Source organism: Micrococcus flavus (genome assembly GCF_014204815.1).
In the GTDB taxonomy this organism is placed as follows: domain Bacteria; phylum Actinomycetota; class Actinomycetes; order Actinomycetales; family Micrococcaceae; genus Micrococcus; species Micrococcus flavus.
Map to the genome: position 1 here is coordinate 235,029 of NZ_JACHMC010000001.1, position 20,429 is coordinate 255,457.

Annotated in this window: 15 protein-coding genes; 11 read left to right on the plus strand and 4 right to left on the minus strand. The window is 72.9% G+C overall.

Annotation, left to right across the window (positions count from 1 at the left end):
- Positions 1-8: 8 nt before the first annotated feature.
- Positions 9-2,030 (minus strand): glycosyltransferase, encoded by a 2,022-nt coding sequence (locus BJ976_RS01205; RefSeq protein WP_135029308.1) that lies wholly within the window; start codon positions 2,028-2,030, stop codon positions 9-11.
- Positions 2,031-2,274: 244 nt separating this feature from the next.
- On the opposite strand from BJ976_RS01205, the gene BJ976_RS01210 reads away from it, so the two are divergent.
- Positions 2,275-3,372: a glycosyltransferase family protein gene (locus BJ976_RS01210; RefSeq protein ID WP_135029306.1), complete on the plus strand. Its 1,098-nt coding sequence runs from the start codon at positions 2,275-2,277 to the stop codon at positions 3,370-3,372.
- Positions 3,369-4,763, plus strand: a complete 1,395-nt coding sequence (locus BJ976_RS01215) for a glycosyltransferase family 2 protein (protein WP_229667268.1) — start codon at positions 3,369-3,371, stop codon at positions 4,761-4,763. The genes BJ976_RS01210 and BJ976_RS01215 overlap by 4 nt, the downstream gene beginning before the upstream one ends.
- A gap of 159 nt (positions 4,764-4,922) precedes the next feature.
- Here the strand turns inward: BJ976_RS01215 and ald are convergent, their stop codons facing one another.
- The gene (gene ald, locus BJ976_RS01220; protein WP_135029302.1) at positions 4,923-6,056 is read right to left on the minus strand and encodes an alanine dehydrogenase; all 1,134 of its coding nucleotides are present in this window, start codon (positions 6,054-6,056) and stop codon (positions 4,923-4,925) included.
- A gap of 115 nt (positions 6,057-6,171) precedes the next feature.
- Between ald and BJ976_RS01225 the strand changes: the two genes are divergently transcribed.
- From BJ976_RS01225 to BJ976_RS01245, 5 genes are all read left to right on the plus strand, one after another.
- Positions 6,172-6,645 (plus strand): Lrp/AsnC family transcriptional regulator, encoded by a 474-nt coding sequence (locus BJ976_RS01225; protein WP_135029300.1) that lies wholly within the window; start codon positions 6,172-6,174, stop codon positions 6,643-6,645.
- Between the two features lie 62 nt (positions 6,646-6,707).
- A complete protein-coding gene (locus BJ976_RS01230; protein WP_229667269.1) occupies positions 6,708-7,889 on the plus strand; it encodes a WcbI family polysaccharide biosynthesis putative acetyltransferase in 1,182 nt (393 codons plus the stop codon).
- A gap of 128 nt (positions 7,890-8,017) precedes the next feature.
- Positions 8,018-8,308 carry a DUF6480 family protein gene (locus BJ976_RS01235; RefSeq protein ID WP_229667271.1) on the plus strand — a complete coding sequence of 97 codons (291 nt, stop codon included), beginning with the start codon at positions 8,018-8,020 and terminating at the stop codon, positions 8,306-8,308.
- A complete protein-coding gene (locus BJ976_RS01240; RefSeq protein WP_135029298.1) occupies positions 8,305-9,711 on the plus strand; it encodes an APC family permease in 1,407 nt (468 codons plus the stop codon). Before BJ976_RS01235 ends, BJ976_RS01240 begins: the two co-directional genes overlap by 4 nt.
- A gap of 30 nt (positions 9,712-9,741) precedes the next feature.
- A complete protein-coding gene (locus tag BJ976_RS01245) occupies positions 9,742-10,923 on the plus strand; it encodes an NAD(P)/FAD-dependent oxidoreductase (protein WP_135029296.1) in 1,182 nt (393 codons plus the stop codon).
- 102 nt (positions 10,924-11,025) lie between these two features.
- Here the strand turns inward: BJ976_RS01245 and BJ976_RS01250 are convergent, their stop codons facing one another.
- Together BJ976_RS01250 and BJ976_RS01255 are read right to left on the minus strand one after the other, a co-directional pair.
- Positions 11,026-12,222 (minus strand): type II toxin-antitoxin system HipA family toxin, encoded by a 1,197-nt coding sequence (locus BJ976_RS01250; RefSeq protein WP_135029294.1) that lies wholly within the window; start codon positions 12,220-12,222, stop codon positions 11,026-11,028.
- A complete protein-coding gene (locus BJ976_RS01255) occupies positions 12,219-12,419 on the minus strand; it encodes a helix-turn-helix domain-containing protein (protein ID WP_135029292.1) in 201 nt (66 codons plus the stop codon). Before BJ976_RS01255 ends, BJ976_RS01250 begins: the two co-directional genes overlap by 4 nt.
- Before the next feature lie 338 nt (positions 12,420-12,757).
- Here BJ976_RS01255 and BJ976_RS01260 point away from each other — a divergent pair, with 338 nt between their 5' ends.
- From BJ976_RS01260 to BJ976_RS01275, 4 genes are all read left to right on the plus strand, one after another.
- A complete protein-coding gene (locus BJ976_RS01260; protein ID WP_135029290.1) occupies positions 12,758-13,933 on the plus strand; it encodes a DUF8462 domain-containing protein in 1,176 nt (391 codons plus the stop codon).
- A gap of 9 nt (positions 13,934-13,942) precedes the next feature.
- The gene (locus BJ976_RS01265) at positions 13,943-15,925 is read left to right on the plus strand and encodes a type I restriction-modification system subunit M (protein ID WP_135029288.1); all 1,983 of its coding nucleotides are present in this window, start codon (positions 13,943-13,945) and stop codon (positions 15,923-15,925) included.
- A 227-nt stretch (positions 15,926-16,152) separates the two neighbouring features.
- On the plus strand, positions 16,153-17,142 hold the full coding sequence (locus BJ976_RS01270) for a restriction endonuclease subunit S (RefSeq protein ID WP_135029286.1): 990 nt from the start codon (positions 16,153-16,155) through the stop codon (positions 17,140-17,142).
- Complete coding sequence (locus tag BJ976_RS01275; protein ID WP_135029284.1) at positions 17,139-20,429, plus strand: type I restriction endonuclease subunit R; 3,291 nt, start codon at positions 17,139-17,141, stop codon at positions 20,427-20,429. Before BJ976_RS01270 ends, BJ976_RS01275 begins: the two co-directional genes overlap by 4 nt.

The following is a 20,429-nucleotide window of genomic DNA, read 5'->3' on the forward strand; positions in this document are numbered from 1 at the left end:
ACCGGGGCTCAGTAGGCGGCGTCCGCCACGCGGGCGGCGGCCACCTCCTCCTCGGTGGGCTCGCGCACCAGCTCGAGCCCGTCCCCGGCGGGGGTCCAGCGGATGAGACCGCGTTCGGCGAACGCGCCGAGCCAGCCCTCCATGGGCCACACCCCGTGCAGCTCGCGGAAGCGCCGGGCGTTCACCACGATGTCCGCCACGTGGTGCAGCGGCGGCCGGTGCACACCGTGGTGCTGGTGGAAGGCCTCGGCGGGGCTGACGCGCAGCTGCAGGCCGGCGTCGCGGGCGCGGAAGGCCAGGTCGGTGTCCTCGGCGCCGTAGCCGGAGAACCCCTCGTCGAACCCGCCGATCCGGGCCAGGTCCGCCCGGCCCACGGCCATCACCAGGGTCCACACGAGGTGCCACTCGTCCGAGGGGCCGGGGCGCAGGTGCGCGCGGCCGGCGTGCGGCACGGAGCGGGTGCGCAGGTCCCCGTCCGTGGGGGCGCGGCCGGGCAGCTCCGGGTCGGCGGCCACGCCCGCGGCGGCGAGGGAGTCCAGCCAGTCCGGGGCCAGGTAGCGGGGCGTGCCCATCACGAGCGCGCCGGGGTGCGCGGCGACCTCCGCGGCGAGGACCCCGACGGCGTCGGCGGCCGGGATGCAGTCCACGTCCAGGAACACGAGGACGTCCCCCGTGGCCAGGCGGGCGGCCTCGTTGCGGGCCGCGGCCAGCGGCAGGCCGTGCCCGGCGGGCACGTGGCCCACCGTGACGGGCAGGTCGGTGGCGGGGACGGCGCCGTCGGGCTGGCCCATGAACACCACCACCACCTGGTCCGGGCGGCGGAACGAGCGCTCGAGGCCCCGCAGCACGCGTGCCAGGTGGGCGTCCCGGTTCCCCGTGATGACCAGCGCGGACACCGTGGCGGCGTGGCCCCGGTGGCGGGCCAGGGCGGTGCGGTAGGCGGCCACGTGGGCGGCGGCCACCCGGCGGCGCTGCGCGGCCCGGTAGGCGGCGGGCGCCGAGCGCAGCCCCACCCGCGCCGCCACGAGACCCGACAGGGCGGCGGCCAGGGAGGAGGGCTCGGTCGGGTCGAACACGGCCAGCACATCCGTGCGGCGCCACGCGCGCGCCTGGTCCGCGATGTGCCCCACGTCCGCCACGGCCACCGGCACGCCGAGGTCCCGGCACATCTCCACCCAGCCCGAGTGGGTGCCGATCCGGTACGGCAGCACGGAGACGTCCGCGGCGCGCAGCGCGTCGTGCAGCTCCTCGTCGGTGAGCCGGGCGTGACGCCACAGCGTGAAGCCGTGCTCGGCCGCACCGGCCTCGAGGGCCTCCAGCGCCGCCGCGTCCCGGACGCCGTCCTGGACGTCGATCACGATCTCCACGTCCGTGCCCGCCCCCTCCAGCTCCTCGATGGCGGCCGCGAGCACCGGCAGCAGGCCCACCGGGTCCACCTGCGCGCGCAGGTCCTTGGCGTGCACCAGGATCCGCGCCGGACGGTCGACGCCGGGCACCGGCTCCGGCGCGCGGGCGGGCTCGCCCTCGGCGGCTGCGTCGCCGTCGACGTCGAGGGCGGCGATGCGCTCCAGCGGCACGATGTGCGGGTGCGGCACCACGAGGGCGCGGACGCCGTAGTCGCGCGCCACGGCCTCCGCCGCTCCGGGGGTCAGCGTGAACACCGCGTCCGCGTGCTCCAGCAGCACCCGCAGCCGCTCCCGGTGCGGACCCTGGTCCGTCAGGTGCGGGTTCTCCAGGTCGTGCACCGTCACGGCCACGGCGCCGCCGTGCGCGTGCTGGGCCTCGAGCGCCTCGGCCAGCTCGGCGGACGTGAAGTGCTCGAACCCGAAGTGCACGTGCAGCACGTCCGGGCGGTGCTCCCGCAGCCAGTCCGCCGTCAGCGCCTGCGGCGGCCACCACCGGTGCGCGGGCGCGCCGGGCACGGGCGGGTCGGGCCAGAAGACGACGTCGCCGGCGGCCTGCTCCTCGAGGGGCCGGACCGAGCGCGGATACGGGTGTCCCGCGGGGACGTGCTGGACGGTGATGCTCACAGGCGGTGCGGGCCTCTCAGGAGGGGACGGGACGGGGTGGTCGGGGCGGGGGACGACGCGGGCCGGCGCGGCCCGTCCGGACAGGATCGCACGGACCCGGCCCCAGGCGGGCCGGTCCGGCTCCGGCTCCGTGGCCCGCCGACGCGCGGGCACGGGCCGCGGCGGTCTAGGCTGACAGGGAATGTCGCGCAGCACGAGGCCAGGCCCGAGCCGCGCACCGCAGCCGAGGGAAGGACGGGTCGGCATGCCGCCACTCGAGCAGGGACGGGTGCTCTACCTGAGCGTCGGGCCGCAGGACCACGGGGTGGTCCGACACGGCCGGCAGACGGCGCAGGCGCTGGAGGACGTCGGCCTCGTGGTGGAGCCGCTGCACGCGGAGGACGCCACCGCGTTCGTCAGCCTCGCCCCCGCCCTGCAGCGGGCGCGCGACGAGGGCCGGGCCATGCACCTGGACGTCACGGACGCCCTGTTCGGACCCACCCCCGCCGCCGCCGCGGACGCGCTCACCCGGACGCTGCCGGACTGCGCCACCGTCACCCTGCACGACGTCCCCCAGCCGGCCGAGGGCCAGGCCCGCTTCGCGGCCCGCGCCGAGGCCTACGCGCGGCTCGCGCGGGAGGTGGCCGGCGTCGTCGTCTCCTCCGAGCACGAGCGCGCCCTGCTGCAGGACATCGTGGACGTGCCCGCCCACGTGGTGCCGCTGCCCGTGGAGGACCGCCGCACCGACGGCCCCGACACCTCCGAGCCCTTCCCGGAGGCCTACGCCGGGATCGAGGACGACGTGGTGATCTTCGGCCACCTCTACCCCGGCAAGGGCCATGCCGAGGCCATCGACGCCCTCGCCGAGCTGGACCGCCAGTGGGGCCCCGGCGCGGGCCACCCGCGGCGCGTCACCGCGCTCGGGCCCGTGGCGGCGCGCCACGAGGACCTCGTGGTGGAGCTGGCCGAGCGCGCCCGCGCCGCGGACCTGGACTTCCGCGTCACGGGGTTCGTCCCGGATGAGCTCATGGACCGGCTGCTGTGCGCCGCCGCCGTCCCCCTGGCCGCGCACCACAACGTCTCCGCCTCCGGCTCCCTGGCGTCCTGGATGTCCGTGGGACGCCGGCCGATCGTCCCCGCCGGCCGCTACAACGAGGAGATGGCGCGCCTGCGCCCGGGCACCCTGCGGATCGTCCCCGTGGGCCGCTCCGGGGTCGGGTTCGCCCTGGCCGAGGCGATCGCCGAGGCCCGCGAGCTGCCCGCCCGGACGTGGCAGGCCCCCGGCACCAGCCTCGAGCCCGGCCCGGCCGCGTGCGCATGGCTCCTGGCCCGCGTCCTCGCCGAGGTCCACGGGTGGCGGTGAGCGGGACCGGTCCCGTCGCCGGCGCCGCCGACGCCCCCGAGGTGTCCGTGGTGGTGCCCCACTACCGCGCCCAGGCGGACCTCGACCGGCTCGTGGCCGCGCTCGCGGCGCAGGACCACCCCGCCTCCCGCCTGCAGCTGGTGGTCGCCGACGACGGCTCGCCCGAGCCCCCCGTCCTGCCGGGCGACCTGCCGTTCGCCTCCGTGGTGGTGCGCCAGGAGGACCGCGGATTCCGCGCCTCCGCTGCCCGCGCGCTCGGCGTGCGCGCCGCGGAGGGACGGGTGCTGGCGTTCCTGGACGGGGACATGCTCCCCGAGCCCGGCTACCTGAGCGCCGCGTGCGCCGCGCCCGCGGCGAGCGCGGACGCGGTGGTGGTGGGCCGGCGTCGTCACCTGCGGCCCGAGGCCGTGGCCGCCGGCTGGCGACCCGGCGAGCCCGTGCCGGAGGCGGACCTGCTCGAGGAGCCGGCCTGGCTGCGCGGGGCCTACGCGGGCTCCGGGGACCTGGCGGTGACGGACGCGACCGCCTACCGGTTCGTGATCTCCGCCGTGCTCACCGTGGCGCGCGAGGTCTACGAGGACGCCGGCGGCTTCGACCCGGCGTTCGTGGGCTACGGCGGGGAGGACTGGGAGCTGGCGCACCGGCTCTGGCGCGTGGGTGGGGCGTTCCGGCACGAGCCGACCGCCGTGGCCTGGCAGGCCGGGGAGGACTTCGGCGGCCGCGAGGACCCGGCCGCCGCGCGCGCCGTGAAGCAGCGCGAGGCCCTGGTGCTCGCCTCCCGCATCACGGCGACGACGGCCCGCGGCCACGGGCTGGCCCTGGCCGGCCCGCAGCGGGTGGCCGTGCACGTGCGGGGACAGGAGGGCTGCGAGGCCGCGACGGTGGTCGGCGTGGACGCCGCCCTGCAGGCGGTCCCGGGCGCCCGGGTGGCGGTCACCGGGGTGGCCTCCGGCACCGCCCGGGCCGTGCTGGCCGACCCGCGGGTGCAGGTGGTCGACGGCGAGGCCGCCGGGTCCCAAACGTCTGAGGAGGTCCTGCCCGCGCCGCCCCCGCGCGGGGACCTGGCCGGCGTGCGTGCCGTGCCCGACTGGGACGTGGACGTGCGCGTGCCCCTGCGCCCGGCGGGCCGCGGTGAGCGTCCCGATCCGGCCCGCGCTGCGGACTGGCTGCTGCGGATCGAGCGGGCCGAGGTGGAGCGGGTCGAGGTGCTCGGCGAGCCCGACGACGCCGCCCGCCCCGTCCTGGCGACGCTCACCTCCTCCCGCGCCCTCTGGCGGTCCCGCCGCGGCGGCGGACCGGGCCGCGTGTGGCGCGTGCCGGCGTTGCGCCTGGGCTGGGCCCCGGTCCCCGCGGACGTGGACCTCGAGGCCTGGTGGGGCGGCTGGGCCTGACCCACCCCGTTTTCGTTCGGGAAACGGTCGCTCCGTACGCGTTTTCGTGTAAGAAACGGTGACGCTGGCCCGCATCGCGCGGCCACGCCGCCGTTTCTTGCACGAAAGCACCGGGGCGCCCCGCCGTTTCTTGCACGAAAGCGCCGGGGCGAGCCGTCGTCAGCCGGCGAGGACCTCGTCCGCCTCGCGCACGGTGACGTCGCCGAGCTCGCCCGCGAGCGCCTCGGCCACGGCGGGCTGGGTCAGCACGCCGGCGTGCGTGGACAGGCCGCCGGCGAACCCGGCGTCGGCGGCCAGGGCCTCGCGCCAGCCGCGGTCGACCAGGCGCAGCAGGTAGGGGAGCGTGGCGTTGGTGAGCGCCGCCGTCGAGGTCTGGGGGACCGCGCCGGGCATGTTGGTGACGCAGTAGTACACCTGCTCGCCGTCCGTGAAGGTCGGCTCCTGGTGCGTGGTGGGCTTCGAGCCCTCGAAGCAGCCACCCTGGTCGATCGCGATGTCCACGAGGACCGAGCCCGGCCGCATGGCCTGGGCCATCTCGCGCGTCACGAGCTTCGGGGCCGCAGCGCCCGGGATCAGCACGGAGCCGATCACCAAGTCCGCGTCCGCGATCTGCTCGGTCAGGGTCAGCGCGTTGGAGGCGAGCGTGTCGATCCGGCCCTGGTGCACGGCGTCGATCTGCGCGAGGCGCTCCAGGTCCACGTCCAGCACGGTCACCCGCGCGCCCATGCCCGCGGCCACGACGGCCGCGTTCTCGCCCGCCACACCGCCGCCCACGACGACGACGCGCGCCTTGCGCGTGCCCGGCACCCCGCCGAGGAGCACGCCGGAGCCGTCCGGGGAGGCCAGCTGCTGGGCGCCGGCCAGCGGCGCGAGGCGCCCGGCCACCCGGGACATCGGGGCCAGCAGGGGCAGGCCGCGACCGCCGGGGGCGGTGACGGTCTCGTAGGCGATGGCGGTGGTGCCGGCGGCCAGCAGGGCGGAGGTGAGCTCCGGCTCGGCGGCGAGGTGGAGGTAGGTGAACAGCAGCTGGTCGCCGCGCAGGCGGGCGAGCTCGGGGCCCACCGGCTCCTTCACCTTCACGATCGTCTCGGCGCGCTCCCAGAGCGCGTCCGGGCCGTCGACGAGCTCGGCGCCGGCGGCGCGGTAGGCCTCATCCGTGACGCCGGAGCCGATGCCGGCGCCGGACTGGACCAGCACCTGGTGGCCGCGGCCGGTGAGCTCGGCGACGCCGGCGGCGGTCAGGCCGACGCGGCGCTCGTTGTTCTTGATCTCTGTGGGGACTCCGATGAGCATGGCCCGGAATCTACGCGTTCTCTCGGCACATGTGGGCGGAGTCCGCAGGATATTCTGTCTGATCCGCCATACTGGACGTGATCGTCGGAACACACCTCACAGAACGGACCCCCGGATGAAGCATCTTCACTCCTGGGATGCCACCGACCAGCGACTCGTCTGGCTGCTCGCCGCCGACGCCCGCCGGACGAACGCCTCCCTGGCCGAGGAGCTGGGCATCGCCCCGTCCACGTGCCTGGCCCGGCTGCGGGCGCTGCGGGAGGCCGGCGCCATCCAGCGCTTCACGGTGGAGGTGGACCCGGCGGTGCTCGGCCGCGGGCTCGTGGCCCTGATCTCGGTGCGCATCCGGCCGGGCGCCCGGGATCGGATGGCCGAGCTGTTCGACCGCATGCAGGCCATGCCCGGCGTCCTGCAGGTGTTCTTCCTGGGCGGCGAGGAGGACTTCCTCCTGCACGTGGCCGTCAAGGACACCGCGGAGGTGTCCCGGTTCGTCCTGGAGAACCTCTCGGCGGACCCGGCGGTGGCCTCGACCCGCACCGCCCTGGTGTTCCGGCACGAGCACGGCACCCAGCCCTGGCGCGTGGCCTGACCCCGCCCCGGCGAGGCCGCGCGTCGGTGACCGGCCGGCGTCGTCCGTGGTGGGATGGGGCCATGACCGAGCGCACCACCCTGCCGCCCGACGACACCGACCAGACCGCCCCGCCCACCGGCACCGCGGCCCCCCACGAGGAGGACGCGCGCCCGCAGGGCGAGGGTGTCCCGGCTCCCGCGGACGCGGCCACGCCGACCCCCGCCCCCGCCGACGGACCCGCCCCGGCCCGGGGCGCCGCCGAGCGGGCGCCGTCCGAGGTGCGCGACGCGGACGAGGGCCGCCGCCGGCACTACGGGCACTTCTACGGACTCGAGCCGTTGCCGGAGGGGGACATCCTCACGGTGATGGGCGGCTGCCAGGCCGAGGCCACGCGCCGTCTGCTGTGCGGCGAGCCCGGCCAGGCGGAGGGCGGCACGCCCGCCTCGGTGCGCGTGCCCCCGATGTTCGAGCTCGGCCCGGACGACCTGCCCCACCTGCTGGCGCTGCTGGAGCGCACCACGGTGCTGGTGGTCAAGCCGGTCCGCGCGGACTACCAGGGGCTCCCGCTCGGCATCGACCAGCTGGAGTCGCTGATCCCGGACGGCGCCCGCTCGATCCGCGTGCCCGTCCTCTACGACACCTCCCGCTTCCCCTGGCAGGTCACCCTGCGCCACCCGCAGCGCCCGTGGGAGGACCCGCCCGTGGTCCCGTACCACGACCTCCGCACGGTGGCCGAGGCCGCCGCGCAGGAGGGCCTCATCCCGTGGCCGGCCGCGCTGCGCCGCCCGGGCCAGGACGACGACGCCGGCCCCCGCCTCCCGCTGTCCGCGGCGGCGATCCGCGGGTTCGCGGAGGAGTCCGTGCAGCGCCTGCGCGAGCGCGAGGAGCGGTTCGGCACCGTGGTGGTGTCTGACGCCGTGGCCGCCGAGCGCGGCGCCGGGTTCCACTCGGCGAACCACCCGGACAACCCCCTGCTGGAGCAGCTGGCGCGCGCGGTGCTGGCCGAGCTCGGCGTGGCCAAGGAGGTGCGCGCACCGGACCGACTGCTGCTGGGCCACGTGCTCTCCCCGATCGAGGGCCAGATCGTGGACGCCCTCGGCCTGGACATCGAGCCGCGCGAACACTGGCTGGTGGGCGGCGAGCCCGTCTCCGACGCCGACGTGCGGGAGGCCCACCTCGGCTGGTTCCGCGACAACCCGGAGGCGCTGGCCCCGGGCCTCGAGCGCCACGGGGCGCTGATGCGGCAGCTCGGCCTCCTCTGACCTGCGGAAGAGCGCGCCCCCGGGATGTCCCCGGGGGTCGGCGCCCTCTAGTCTCAGCAGGAGGACTCGGCGCACCGGCCGAGCACCCGTCCCGGCCGCGCGCCGGGCCAGATCCGAAGGAGCTCCTCATGGCCACCACGCCGAACGACCCCAGCCGCCCCGTCCGCCCGGGCGACGTGCCCTCCGGGGACACCGATCCCCAGGACCTCGCCGCCACCACCCGCGAGAGCACCGGCGCCGCGATCGACGGCGACACCCCGCCGGCCGAGGGCACCGGCGTGGGCCCCACGAACAACGCCATGGACCGTGAGCAGACCGGCGAGCGCTCCCTGGGCAAGATCCTCATCGGCCTGCTGGTCGTCCTCGTGGCGCTCGGCATCCTCCTGTTCGTCCTCGGCCGCATCCAGACGATCGGATGAGCGTCCATCCCGCGGCGGACCCTGCGGGCTCCACGGCGGTCGGCGCGGCCCGCGCCGACCGCACGCCCCTGAAGCGGTCCGTCACCACCACCGGCCTGTTCCTCTTCATCCTGGGCGACGTGCTCGGCGCGGGTGTGTACGTGCTCGCCGGCACGATCGCGGGCGCCTCCGGCGGGGCCGTCTGGGCGCCGCTGCTCATGGCGCTCGTCCTGGCGCTCTTCACGGCCGCCTCCTACGCGGAGCTGGCCACGAAGTACCCGCGCGCGGGCGGCTCCGCGCACTACACCACGCGGGCGTTCGGCCCGTTCGTGGGCTTTCTCGTGGGCTTCTGCATGCTCGCCGCCGGCATCGTCTCGGTGGGGGCGCTCGCCCTGGGCTTCGCCGGCGACTACCTGGGTGCGTTCGTCGACTGGCCGGTCGGCGTCGTCGTCACCGTGTTCCTGGCGCTGCTGGCCCTGCTGAACATGTGGGGCATCAGCCAGTCGCTGGCCGCGAACAAGGCCGCCACGATCATCGAGGTCGGCGGGCTCCTGCTGATCATCGCCCTCGGCGCGGTGCTGTTCGCGCGCGGTGCCGGCGACGTCGGGCGCCTCACCCAGGTCGGCACCCCGGAGAACGGGCCGGTCATGGCGCTGCTGGCCGGCGCCGTCCTCGCGTTCTACTCCTACGCCGGCTTCGAGACCAGCGCGAACGTGACCGAGGAGCTCAAGGACCCCACTCGCTCCTACCCGCGCGCGCTCTTCGGCGCGCTCGCGGTGGCGGGCGTCATCTACGCGCTCGTGGGCGCCGTGGCCTCCTACGCCGTCCCGACGGCGGAGCTCGCCGAGTCCTCCGCGCCCCTGCTGCAGGTGGTGCAGGCGACCGGGTTCGTCCCGCCGGTGCTGTTCAGCGTGATCGCGCTCGTGGCCGTGGCCAACGGCGCCCTACTCACGGGCATCATGAGCTCCCGCCTGACCTACGGCATGGCCCGCGACGGCCTGCTGCCGGGGTTCCTGGGGAAGGTGCTGCCGGGCCGGCGGACGCCGTGGGTGGCGATCCTCGCGACCACGGCCCTCTCCCTGGTCCTCGCCCTCACGGGCACGCTCGCGGTGCTGGCCTCCACGATGGTCCTGCTGCTGCTCGTGGTGTTCCTGGGCGTCAACACCGCCGTGCTCGTGCTGCGCCGCGAGCGGGTGGAGCGCCGGCACTGGCGTGCGCCCACCGTGCTGCCCGTGCTCGGCATCCTCAGCTGCCTCGTGCTGGCCACCCAGATGGACCCCTCCGTGTGGACCGTGGGCGCCCCGTTCCTGGCGGTGGCCGCCGTGCTCGCGGGCCTCGCCGCCTGGCGCCACCGCGGCGGCCCGATGAAGGATGGCATGGATGCAACCGAGAAGGACACGGCCGCCCCGGCCGCGCGCCTCTGACCCCCTGCCCCACGCCCGATGGAGGACCCCGTGACCGAGCAGTACGACATCCTGATCGTCGGTGCCGGCAACGCCGGCATCTCCCTGGCCGCGAAGCTGGCGCGCGAGGGTGCGGGGCGGATCGGCGTCGCGGACGGCACGCAGCTGCACCGCTACCGGCCGATGCTGAACTACGCGGCGGGCGGCCAGGCGGACATGGCGGCGTTCGAGCGGCCGATGCGGGCCGTCATCCCGTACGGGGTCAAATGGATCCCGGACCACGTCGTGGCCGTGGACGCCGAGGAACGGACCGCGGTGACGAGCACCGGGCTGACCGTAGGCTTCCGCCACCTGGTGCTATGCCCGGGGCTGACGCCGTGGTGGGGCGCGATCGACGGGCTGCGCGAGGCCTACGGCGCGGGCTGGGCGGCGAGCGCCCACGTGCCCGAGTACGTGGACTCCGCGCGCCGGCTCCTGGCGGGCGTGGCCGCGGGGGACCGCGTGGTGGCGAACGTGCCGCCCGAGCCGTCGTCGTGCGGCGGCACCGTGCTCAAGGCGCTGTTCCTGGCGTGTGCGGCGTGGGAGAGGGCCGGGATCCTCGGCGACGTGGACGTCCACCTGGTGACCCCGTACGCCCGGATCCTGGACCGCCCGACCATCGACGACGCCCTCGCCGCGGCCGCGGCGGAGTACGGGATCCACGTGCACGCCGGGGCCGAGGTGACCGCCGTGGACCACGAGGCCCACGAGGTGGTGCTGAGCACCGGCGAGCGGATCGACGACGTGGCCGCCGCGTACGTCACGCCCGTGGTGCGTGCGCCGGAGTTCATCACCGAGGCGGGCCTCGAGGACGGCGGGGACGCCGGCCTGGTGGCCGTGGACCCGGAGACCCTGCAGCACCGCGCGCACCCGCATGTGTGGGCCCTCGGCGACGCCGCGGCGCTGGACACCCGCCCCTCCGGTGGCGCGCTGCGCAAGCAGGTGAAGGTGATCGCGAAGAACATCCAGGCCGCGGACGCGGGGAAGCCGTTCCAGAAGTACGACGGCTACACCGTGATCCCCGTGATGGTCAGCCGCGACGAGCTGGTCCTGGATGAGCACGTCCGCGACGGCTCCGAGGACCGCTCGATTCCCGGCGTGGACGTGACGAAGCCGCGGAAGAGCCTGGCCGCCTTCGACCGCTTCGGCCAGCCCCGGATCTACTGGCACCGCCTGCTCAAGGGCAAGGTCTGACCCCAGCGTTGTCGTGCGGGAAACGGCGCCCCTCACAGCGCTTTCGTGCGGGAAACGGCATGTCCTCCGCCGGCACCGCCTCTGACGACGACGCCGGCCGGCTCAGTTCCGCAGCTCGCCGCGCCGGTGGCGCAGCTCCCGTTCGGCGCCGTTCAGCGGGGAGCCGTCGAACGGCAGCGCGCTGAGGTCGACGCGGTCGGCAGCGGCGAGCGCCTTCGACATGGCTGCTCGTGCGGCCCGCTGGGGAAGGCCGATGGCGTCCGCGAGGGCCTCCCAGTGCCGGCGGCGCAGGCCCTTCACCCGGCCGTCCACCGTCAGGGCCATCGTCATGTCCCGGTAGAGGACGGTGCACGGCACGTCGTAGACGGGGGCCACCTGCCACCGTCCGTCCGAGCCCTGCAGCACGGACACGTTCTTCGCGTGCAGGTCGCCGTTGCCGGTGAGCCAGGCGTAGAGGAACTGCAGGTACAGGTTCCGGGCCGCCACCGGCTGCGCCGCCGTCAATCCCGCCAGCGCCAGGATGACCTCCTCGGTGGTCACCGCGTACTTCTGGGCGGGGTAGATGTCCAGCGCCTGGGCGGCGTCCTCCAGCGCCAGGCGACGGAAGGAGCCGTCCGCCTGGCGCTCACGGTCGACGCGGGTGACCAGGAGCCCCGCCCGCCCGTAGCGGTTGTGGACGACGGCATGGTCGGCCACCGGGATCCGCAGCGCCCGGGCCCCGGCCAGGTGGAGCGCCTCGTTCTCCACGAGGTGGGGGTGGTCCGGCGGGTCGATCTTCAGCAGGGCACGGCTGCCGCGCGTCGCCAGCGGGGTGTTCACCATGGAGGCCGAGGCCTTGGCCTGGACGCCGGGCAGCCCGTGGCGGTCGGGTAAGTCCATCAGGGCGGTGAAGTCCAGGCCGGTGGAGTCGTCGGACGCCAACGGCTGCGGGTCTTCCGGGGCGACGCCGGCCGGGGCCACCTGGACGTCCCCCGGCAGGTCGTCGCCGGTCGCCAGGAGCAGGGTGAGCTCGTCGTCGGACGAGGTCTTGGAGGCCCGCCGGAGCACCGTCAGCCGGTGCCCCTCGGGCAGCAGCCCCGCGAAGAAGGGCGGCAGTCCGCCGCCCGGGCGCGTCACCGGGTCGACGCCGACGGGCAGGGTGGATGCGACGGCGTCGCCCCGGTGTCCGGGCAGGTAGGCGAAGGTGACTTCGCCCGTGGGGGAGCGGGTCAGGGTGGCCACGTGCGTGCCCGCCTTATGCACGTCCGCGGCGGTGACGCGCTTGAGCTGCGGCAGCGCGGGCAGGTCCGCGGCGCTCACCCGGTGACCTCCAGCCGCAGGCCGAGCACCGTGGCGACGGCGATGACCGCGCCGAGACTGGGGCTGCTGGAGCTCTTCTCGAGGTCCCGCACGGTGCGGTCGGACAGGCCGGCCAGGTCGGCGACCTCCTGCTGGGTCAGCCCGAGTCGGCGGCGAGCGGCGCGCAGCGCGGAGCCGATGTCAGAGGCGGTGGTCATGGGCGGAAGGATCCTTCTGTCAGGTCGGCGTGGAGAGGTGAGTCGACCCCATGGTGCCGCCTGTTACCTGGTGAGCGGAAGCAATCTTCCGTTTCTCCCCAATCCCCCGGGGCGGCATGGCTGCTGCCCCTGTAACGGCAGAATCCTTCCGAACTCCCATCCCGACGCCTCCAGCACCGCCTCGACGCGCGGTGAGGGTGCAGCCTCCGGGTGCCACGCTGGCTCCTGATCCAGCCGCACTCACGGAGGTTGCAAAACCTGCAAAACCTGCAAAACTCGCAAACGAGCGGGTGATCGGATCCCGCCGCGGCGTTGGGGTGCAGAGGGAAGGGGACCTGATGGCGAACCCGTTCAAGCCGTCCGCCGGGACGCAGCCGCCCCTGCTCGTCGGTCGTCGCGACGTCCTCGACGAATTCACCGAGTCGCTGGAGGACGGCCCGGGTGCGCCCGGGCGGCTGGCCTTCGTCACGGGCGCTCGCGGCGTGGGAAAGACCGTCATGCTCACGAAGATCGGGCTGCTCGCCGAGCAGGCCGGCTGGGTCGTGATCGATGAGACCGCCACAGCGGGACTCCTCGACCGGCTCACGCGGTCCGTCCGTGCGCGGCGCATCGAGACGGGGGTGACGGACCGCTCGCGGACGAAGGCGCTCAAGGTCGGCATCGGGCGGGCGTTCGAAGTCACCAAGGAGTTCGCCGAACCGCCAGCTGACGCCTTGGACCTGCGTACGGAACTCGGGCGGCTCCTGGAGTCCCCGCTCATGTCCGACTACGGGGTGCTGATCACAGTGGACGAGATCCACACGATCAACACGGTGGAGCTCGAGCAGCTTGCCGCCGTGACCCAGCATCTGCTGCGAGAGGGCCGGAACATCGCCCTGGTGATGGCAGGCATCCCCCAAGCGGTGGACCAGCTGATCGCGGACAACGCCCAACGCCCCCGGGTCAGCACGTTCCTGCGGCGGGCCGAGCGGATGGAGCTGGGGGCCGTCGAGGTCGCCGACGTCGCCGCCTCCTTCATCCAGATCGCCTCCGAGGCGGGCGTGGAGTGGCCGGATGACGTCGCCCAGGTCTGCGCCGCGGCGACGGGTGGCTACCCGTTCATGATCCAGTTGGTGGGGTACCACACCTGGCGTGCGGCGCGCGGCATGAAGGCGATTACCCGCGCCCACGCGGAAGCTGGGATCGCCGACGCCCGGCGCAAGATCGGCAATCTCGTTCATGCCCCCGCGTTGCAGGACCTGTCCGACGTCGACCGGACCATCCTCCTGGCCATGGCTCAGGATGACGGGCCGAGTCGACCCAGGGAGATTGCCCAGCGCATCGGCCAGGGGACGAACTACGTGTCCGTCTATCGGCGTCGGCTGGAAAGCGCGGGCATGGTCGAGATCCGTCCCGACGGCCGGTGGGCTTTCGCCACTCCCGAACTGCGTGAATACCTGCGTGAGCATGGTGCTCACCTCGCTATGTCCGACTTCGACGCCGATCGCGACGCCGACCGGCCGTCGCTCTTCTGAAAGGCCCTCATGCCCGCCCCCGTTTCCACCACGCCCGCCTCCCTCGCCTCGTTCGTTTGGGGGATCGCGGACCAGCTGCGCGGGGTGTACAAGCCGAACCAGTACGGCATGGTGGTGCTCCCCCTGACGATCCTGCGGCGCATGGAGCAGCTCATGGCTCCGCACCGGCAGACCATGCGGGACCTTGCCACGACCGCCCCGCCGGCCATCCTCCCGAGCCTCATCCACGACCGCACGGGCCTGCTCTTCCACAACACCTCGCCCTATGACCTGCAGGGCATCCTCGAGGACCCCGACGCCGCCGCCCAGAACCTGCGTGCGTACGTCACGGGCTTCTCCCCGAACGTCGCTGACCTGTTCCAGCACTACGAGTTCGAGAAGACCGTGGACAAGCTGGAGGACCATGGCCGCCTGCTGCTGGTGCTCCAGCAGTTCGCGGCCATGGACCTCGGGCCGGAGGCCCTGTCCAACGCGGACATGGGCACCATGTTCGAGGACCTGATCCGCCGCTTCGCCGCCGCGTCCAACGAGACCGCCGGCGAGCACTTCACCCCGCGGGACGCCGTCGCGCTGCTGGTGGACCTACTGCTGGCCGAGCGCACGGAGGAGCTCGACGCCGGCCGCCACGCCATCCGGCACGTCTACGACCCCACGGCCGGCACCGGCGGCATGCTCTCCATCCTGGAGGACCGCCTCACCGCGCGCTTCCCCAACGCGCGCACGGAGCTGTACGGGCAGGAGCTGAATGACCAGTCCTACGCCATCTGCAAGTCGGACCTGATCGGCCGCGGCAAGAACGCGGAGAACATCGCCCGCGGGGACACCCTCAAGGACGATCACCACGCCGGCCACCGCTTCGACTACGTGCTCTCCAACCCGCCCTACGGCGGCGACTGGAAGGCCTCGCAGAAGGCCGTGCTGGAGGAGATCGCCCGCGGCGGGGCTGCCAACCGCTTCCCGGGCGGGGCGCCGGCCATCAGCGACGGGCAGATGCTGTTCCTGCAGCTGGTGGCCTCGAAGCTGCGCCTGCCCTCGCAGGGCGGGGGGCGGGCGGGCATCGTGCTCAACGGCTCCCCGCTGTTCACGGGCGGGGCGGGTTCGGGTCCGTCGGAGATCCGCCGCTGGCTGCTGGAGTCGGACCTGGTGGAGGCGATTGTCGCGCTGCCCACGGACATGTTCATGAACACGGGCATCGCCACGTATATGTGGATCCTGGACAACAACAAGGCCGCCCGCCGCCGGGGGAAGGTCCAGCTGATCGACGCGCGGACGTTCTTCACCAAGCTGCGCCGCAACGTGGGCTCCAAGAACAAGGAGGTCTCGGACGCGGACCGGGAGCGGATCCTGCGCATCCACGCCGCGTTCGACCAGCAGACCGAGGAGGACGCCGCGTTCTCCCAGGTCCTCACCCCGGACGCGTTCGGGTACCGGGAGATCACCGTGGAGAGGCCGCTGCAGCTGCGCTTCGAGGTGGACGAGGCCACGGAGGCGGCGGCTCTGGCCACCAAGGCCGCGCAGAAGTTGGACGACGACGCCCGGGCGGCGCTCGCGGAGGCGCTCGGCGGGCTGCGGGGCCGGGTCTGGGACAACCAGTCCGTGTTCTCCCTGGACCTCAAGAAGGCCCTGCGGGACCACGATGCTCCGGCTGGCGCGCCACTGGTGAAGGCGCTGATCGGGGCGATCGGCGTGCACGACCCCGAGGCCGTGGTAGTGAAGGACGCCAAGGGCCACTTGGTGCCGGACCCGGCCCTGCGGGACACCGAGCTGGTGCCGTTCGAGCGCAGCGTGCACGAGTACGTCCAGGCCGAGGTGGCCCCGCACGTGCCGAACGCGTGGATCGACGAGTCCAAGACGAAGATCGGCTACGAGATCCCGTTCACCCGACTGTTCTACGTGTACGAGGCCCCGCGCCCGCTCGAGGAGATCGACGCCGAACTGAAGCGGCTGACCGCCGAGATCATGGAGCTGCTGCAGGAGGTGTCGGAGCGGTGACGGCTCTGGCATGGAGTGGCGAACTGCCCTCAAGTTGGCGAATTGAGAAGACCCGCCAGGTCCTTCGGAGGATCAAACGCCCTGTTCGGCCAGAAGATCAAACGGTCACAGCATTCAGAGACGGGCAAGTTACCCTTCGTTCGAACCGTCGGACCGAGGGGTTTACTGAGGCATTTGCGGAGATTGGTTATCATGGTATTCGTTGTGGAGACCTGGCGGTTCATGCCATGGACGGATTTGCTGGAGCGATCGGCGTAAGTGATTCCGATGGCAAAGTTAGCCCGGTTGTCCATCTTTATGATGCTGGTGACGGAGATGCGCGCTACTTCGCCTATGCGCTTCGAGAAGCCGCCCGTGCAGGTTATGTGACTTCGCTCGCTAAGGGCATTCGGGAGCGTTCAACGTCTTTCGATCCCCAGACGCTATCTGCCATGGACCTGCCGGTGCCGCCTCTTGCTACGCAGCGGCGCATCGCGGACTACCTCGACCGCGAGACCGCCGCGATCGACGCCCTGATCGAGAAGCAGCGCAAAGTCAAAAAATTGGGTACGGCACGTAAACAGGCCGTAATTGACAGTGCGGTGGCTTCACCCGAGGTTTTGCCTTTGAAGCGGGATGCTGCTCTTGTGACCAGCGGTCCTCGCGGATGGGCTCAGTTCTATGCTAGCTCGGGCCAACGGTTCATCCGCATCACGGATATTCAGCGGGACTCGATCAAGTTGGGTGACCAATCTGTTCGCTACGTGGACACACCCGACGCCGGGGAGGCGCAGCGCGCCTCTACTCGAGTGGGCGATCTCGTCGTTTCGATCACGGCTGACCTGGGTTCTGTGGGTCTTATTGACAAGGCTCATGCAGGTGCCGTGGTCAGTCAGCATGTCGCCATCGTGCGTCTTGCCGGTCGCCACTGGGTCTCGCGATTCGCGGCCTACGCCCTGAAGTCCTCGCCTTTGAAGGATCAATTCGCGGGTGCCGCGTATGGCGGTACCAAGGTGCAGTTGAGCCTCGGAGACGTCCGTGACTTGGAAGTACCAGCCCCGCCACTCCCCGAGCAGCGCGCCATCGCCAACCAGCTCGACCGTGAGACCGCGAAGATCGACGCCCTCATCGCCAAGGCGGAGCGGTTCATCGAGCTCGCGCAGGAGCGTCGGGCCGCCCTCATCACCGCCGCCGTCACCGGCCAGTTGGAGATCCCCGCAGAGGAGTCCTCCGCATGAGCACCCCGCACCTGCTACCGGAGGCCGCCTTCGAGCGGACCATCTGCGAGCATCTCGCTGACCACGGCTGGCTTCACTCGCCCAATGACGAGGGCTACGACAGAGTCCGCGCCCTCTATCCGCAGGACCTCTACGACTTCGTCGCCGAGTCCCAGCCGGAGGTGTGGGCCCAGCTGGTGGACGCGACGGCGTCGTCGGCCACCCAGCAGAACCAGCGCGAGCGCCTGCTGCGGACTCTCACCACGCAGCTGGACAACCCGAACCCGAAGGTCGGGGGCACCATCACCACCCTGCGCCGGGGACTCACGGACCCGGTGCGCGGCACCGTGCGCCTGGCCTACCCGAAGCCGGTCACGGAGAAGAACCCGGAGGCCGCCCGCCAGTACGCGGCCATGCGGGTGCGCGTCATGCAGCAGGTGCACTTCCACCCCACCTCCGGCGAGTCCGTGGACCTCGTGCTGTTCGTCAACGGCATCCCCGTCGCCACCCTCGAGCTCAAGACAGACCTCACCCAGACCGCCCAGGACGCGGTGAAGCAGTACCGGGACCGCAACCACCGGGCCACGCCGCTGTTCGGGCACGGCACCCGGGCCGTGGTGCACTTCGCCGTCTCGGACCGCGAGGTCATGATGGCCACCCAGCTGGACGGGCAGGGCACCGCGTTCCTGCCCTTCAACCTCGGCCACGACGGCGGCGCCGGCAATCCGCCCAACCCGGACGGCTCGGACACCGCCTACCTGTGGCAGCGCGTGCTGGACAAGGACGCCTGGCTCGGCATCCTCCAGAAGTTCGTGTTCACCGAGGAGAAGACCCGCACGGACGCGGCCACCGGCAAGCGCACCGTGAGCCGGCGGATCATCTTCCCCCGCTACCACCAGTGGGAGGCCGTCACCGCCGTCCTCGAGGACGCCGCCGAGCGCGGGGCCGGGCAGAAGTACCTGATCGAGCACTCCGCCGGCTCCGGCAAGACCAACACCATCGCCTGGACCGCCCACCAGCTGCTGCGCCTGCACCGCGGTGGGGTCAAGGAGTTCGACTCCGTCATCGTGGTCACCGACCGCACCGTCCTGGACGATCAGCTCCAGCGCGCCATCCTGGCCATCGAGACGACGCCGGGCACCGTCGTCGCCGTCAACGACCGCACCGTCCACGCCGCCGGCCACACCTCCAAGTCCCAGCTGGTGGCGGACACCCTGCAGCGCGGCAACCGCATCCTGGTGGTCACCCTCCAGACGTTCCCGTCCGTGCTGCAGGCTCTCCAGGACGAGCCCGCGCTGGCCGGGCGCCGCTACGCCGTCGTGGCGGACGAGGCCCACTCCTCCCAGACCGGCACCGCCGCCGCCAAGCTGCGCCGCGTGCTCAGTCCCGCCGAACAGGCCGACCTGGACGACGGCGGCGAGGTGGACGTGGAGGCCGTGCTCGCCGCCGAGGTAGGCGCCTCCGGCCCCGCCGCGAACATCAGCTACCTGGCCTTCACCGCCACGCCCAAGCCCAAGACGCTGGAGCTGTTCGGGCGGCCGGGGGAGCAGCGGTACGAGAACGGGGAGCCGATCCCCGTCTCCTTCCACCGCTACCCCATGAAGCAGGCCATCCAGGAGGGCTTCATCCTGGACGTGCTGCAGAACTACACCACCTATGAGACCGCCTTCCAGCTCGCCCGTCTCAGCGAGACCGGGCAGCTCGAGGAGTTCCACGCCCGTGGCCGGCTCCCCGAGGGCATGGCCGGCGAGGAGGTGGACCAGGAGGCCGCCGCCAGCCAGCTGCGCCGCTGGGTGAAGCTCCACCCGGAGACGATCGGCCAGAAGGTGGAGATCATCGTGGAGCACTTCCGTGCGAACGTCGCCCACCTGCTGAAGGGGCGGGCCAAGGCGATGGTGGTCACCGACTCCCGCCTGGCCGCCCTGCGGTACAAGACAGCCATGGACGCCTACCTGGCCGGCCGTCCCGAGCTGGGCTACGACACCCTGGTGGCGTTCTCCGGTGAGGTGCGGGACCCGGACACGCCCGGCGTCGACCCCGTCACCGAGGCCCGCGCCAACCCCGGCGCACCCGCGGACCTGGCCGCCGCCCTGGACACGGACGACTACGCCGTGATGATCGTGGCGAACAAGTACCAGACCGGCTTCGACCAGCCCAAGCTGTCCGCCCTCTACGTGGACAAGAAGCTCGACGGCGTCCTGGCGGTGCAGACCCTCAGCCGGCTCAACCGGACCATGACGGGCAAGCACAAGACGTTCGTGCTGGACTTCGTGAACTCCGAGGAGGACATCCTCGCCGCGTTCCGCCCGTACTACGAGGGCGCCGAACTGGAGAAGGTGACCGACCCGGCCCGGCTGGCCGAGGTGATGGTCAAGCTGGACGGCTCCGGGCTGTACACGCCCGAGGAGATGGACGCGTTCGTGATCGCGATGGTGTCCGGCGAGGGCGAGCAGCGGCTCAAGGGGCTGCTGAACCCGGTGGTCGCGCGGTTCCTGGCGGAGGTGGCGGACGCGCAGCAGCGTGAGGACGGCCCGCGCCTGGAGGAGCTGCGCATCCAGCGCAAGGATGTGCGGACGTACCTGAAGCTCTACGACTTCCTCTCCCAGGTGTACCGGTTCCACGGGACGGAGTACCTGCGGCACGCGTACTACCTGCGGGCGCTGGACCGCTACCTGCCCTCCGTGGGGGAGCGGGCCGAGGTGGTGGACATCTCGGACGTGCGCCTGGTGGGCATCCGGCAGGACGAGGTCGGGACCGCGGACCTGCGGATCGACCGCACCGAGGCGCTGCAGCCCAGCGAGGGGGCCGGCAGCGCGATGGTGCGGCAGAAGAAGATCGGCCCGCTGGACGAGGTGATCCAGCGGCTCAACGAGGCGTTCGCGGGGGCCGGGTTCGACCTGGTCGAAGCCGACTCGCTCAGCCGACGGACCGTGGGCCGGGTGAAGGAGCGCGAGGAGATCCGCCGCCAGGCCATGGACAACACGGAAGCGCAGTTCGTGGGTGGCGGCGATGTGGACTCGGCCATCACCCTGGCCATGTGGGAGCTGGTGCAGAACCAGGCGGGGATGAGTGAGTTCCTCAACCGCGACGGCGACGAGCAGCGGGCCATCCGCGCCGACTTCGCCCGGGCCGTGTGGCTGGCGGTGCGGGCGGAGCTCGAGACCGACGCCACCCCGGACGCTTTCGTTCGGGAAAGGGAAGGCGCTCGGGACGCTTTCGTTCGAGAAACGGGGGGTGGGGTCACCGCCACCACGTATCCAGCCCCCCGGCAAGCGGATGACCCCACAGTGACACGAGGAAGGCACTGA

Bases quoted from the DNA above. Each gene is read 5' to 3' on its own strand.
- BJ976_RS01210 (WP_135029306.1), top strand. From the start codon at position 2,275: ATGCCGCCACTCGAGCAGGGACGGGTGCTCTACCTGAGCGTCGGGCCG.
- ald (WP_135029302.1), bottom strand. From the start codon at position 6,056: ATGCTCATCGGAGTCCCCACAGAGATCAAGAACAACGAGCGCCGCGTC.
- BJ976_RS01225 (WP_135029300.1), top strand. From the start codon at position 6,172: ATGAAGCATCTTCACTCCTGGGATGCCACCGACCAGCGACTCGTCTGG.
- BJ976_RS01230 (WP_229667269.1), top strand. From the start codon at position 6,708: ATGACCGAGCGCACCACCCTGCCGCCCGACGACACCGACCAGACCGCC.
- BJ976_RS01235 (WP_229667271.1), top strand. From the start codon at position 8,018: ATGGCCACCACGCCGAACGACCCCAGCCGCCCCGTCCGCCCGGGCGAC.
- BJ976_RS01240 (WP_135029298.1), top strand. From the start codon at position 8,305: ATGAGCGTCCATCCCGCGGCGGACCCTGCGGGCTCCACGGCGGTCGGC.
- BJ976_RS01255 (WP_135029292.1), bottom strand. From the start codon at position 12,419: ATGACCACCGCCTCTGACATCGGCTCCGCGCTGCGCGCCGCTCGCCGC.
- BJ976_RS01260 (WP_135029290.1), top strand. From the start codon at position 12,758: ATGGCGAACCCGTTCAAGCCGTCCGCCGGGACGCAGCCGCCCCTGCTC.
- BJ976_RS01265 (WP_135029288.1), top strand. From the start codon at position 13,943: ATGCCCGCCCCCGTTTCCACCACGCCCGCCTCCCTCGCCTCGTTCGTT.
- BJ976_RS01270 (WP_135029286.1), top strand. From the start codon at position 16,153: ATGGACGGATTTGCTGGAGCGATCGGCGTAAGTGATTCCGATGGCAAA.
- BJ976_RS01275 (WP_135029284.1), top strand. From the start codon at position 17,139: ATGAGCACCCCGCACCTGCTACCGGAGGCCGCCTTCGAGCGGACCATC.